Source organism: Blastomonas sp. UPD001 (genome assembly GCF_003426715.1).
Lineage (GTDB): Bacteria > Pseudomonadota > Alphaproteobacteria > Sphingomonadales > Sphingomonadaceae > Blastomonas.
The window spans coordinates 1-1,382 of sequence record NZ_QKVT01000013.1; the positions used below are offsets into that span (position 1 = coordinate 1).

The window sequence follows — 1,382 nt, forward strand, 5'->3', positions numbered from 1 at the left end:
GACTGGCTCCCTAGCGCCCAGAGTTTCATGCGGGGATACGGACATGCAGTTGATGATGGCGACCTAAAGAAGGCTGCGTTTGACCTGCACCAAGCCTGCGAACGGCTCTACCACATGTTCGATAGGGCGTTCTACATCGACTTGGTGAATTGCGAGTTCGCAGCGCAGCTGCCGGAGAAAATCACGAAGACCAAGCTCAATGCGAAGGAGCCACGGACCCTTCGGGCCATCGAGGCTTGGCTGGCCGACAACCCGATGAAGTCAGGTTCGTTCGGGCACTACCGCCCAGCGCGCTATTTCACCGAACAGATCACCAAACTATGGCCCCGGGTGTCAGAAGAGACGAAGGATCGTTTTGAGGCTGCATTCAAGCATCTAAACGGGCTATTGCGATAGGCGCTCAACAATGGTGGCAACGTAGCATTCTCTAGCTGAAACATGCTATCTCGCTTCCGCCTTAATTTAAGGGGTTGGGCTTCGTTGAGGTAGCTGACGGCTTCTATCAGAATCCGCCAGCCGGATCGCGCAAATGGCCGGTCGGTAAGCTCGAACATTGTGCTAGTCTGTCATTCGCCCGAGATCTCTGTTCTGACTTTGCCAGCAACTTTGCTGCCTTCAACGGTTGATTGCGGACAACTCGCACCCATTTTCCGAAGTGGAACATGGGGATAATATGAGCGGTCTGGTTGAAGAAATTCAGGCGAAGGTACTGGATAGAAACGTCAGCGCGACAGAGCTGCGGAGAATGGTCAAGTTGGCTGCGACCAAGCTTCAATTGGACGACGCCGCCGATTGGGTAGATCACGAGTTGCACGGCTATCCTGCAGACGTGGAAGTCCCTACCTACCGCAAAACAAAGGGACAGGTGAAATCCCACCATACGCATTGGGGCGTCCGTTCAGTTGGCGGTGATCCAGATATGCTGGACAAGCTCAGCAGGCAGGAAATTCGCGAACCGATCGGACAGGTTGAGACCCTTGCTGGCGATGGTACGAATGAGGTGATTGCCCGCCTTCCTGAATGGTTGATCGCGCGGGTGAACCAATGGAACGGCGGCACCGCTCAGGACTACAACGTGCACATTAGCTCTGCGGTGTTCCTGAACATCACGCATCAAGTCCGCAATTTGATCCTCGATTGGGCGGTCGCGCTTGAGCGCAAAGGCATCTTGGGAACAGGGATTAGCTTCACAGTGGAAGAGAAACGGAAAGCAGCCACAGCTGGTCCTTCGATCAGCATCGGCGTCCTCAATGGCTCGCTTCATAACGGCGACATGATTGCGAGCCAGAATAGAACGAACGTTAACTCGACAGACAATTCCACGAATGCGATCACCACGGAGAACGTATTTCAACAGCTCACGCAAGCCATCGAAAGCAACA

The 1,382-nt window shown here is 54.1% G+C and carries 1 protein-coding gene and 1 pseudogene; both read left to right on the forward strand.

The window, feature by feature from the left end; genetic code table 11:
* Positions 1 to 396 (forward strand): annotated as a pseudogene (locus DM995_RS17805) (hypothetical protein); the annotation flags it as partial.
* Positions 397 to 673: 277 nt separating this feature from the next.
* The coding region (locus DM995_RS17810; RefSeq protein ID WP_157973311.1) for an AbiTii domain-containing protein at positions 674 to 1,382 on the forward strand (709 nt) is incomplete at its 3' end.